The 354-nt window shown below is 51.7% G+C and carries 1 pseudogene; it reads left to right on the forward strand.

The window, feature by feature from the left end:
- Window positions 1-354, forward strand: a pseudogene (locus tag Q4563_RS17430) (ABC transporter ATP-binding protein); the annotation flags it as partial.

Raw genomic sequence — 354 nt, forward strand, 5'->3', positions numbered from 1 at the left:
GCCCCCCAAAGGCCTGTATGCCTTTTGTCGCCATTACAGTCATGGAGTTGAGATTCCACTGGTCTGCATGTCATTGCTGACGGCGCTGGCAGCGATTCTGGAGGTATCCCTGTTTGGCTTTATGGGTAATCTGGTTGACTGGTTATCGGAAAAAAATCCCGATACCTTTTTGCAGGAAGAATACGCCAGCCTGATCGGCATGGCGCTGGTGATTCTGGTGCTGATGCCATTAACCAGCTTTCTGCATTCGGCGCTGGTGCACCAGACCCTGATGGGCAACTACCCGATGAAAATTCGCTGGCTGGCACACCGTTATCTGTTGCGCCAGAGTCTGGCTTTTTATCAGGATGACTT

The organism is Gilvimarinus sp. 1_MG-2023, assembly GCF_030548285.1.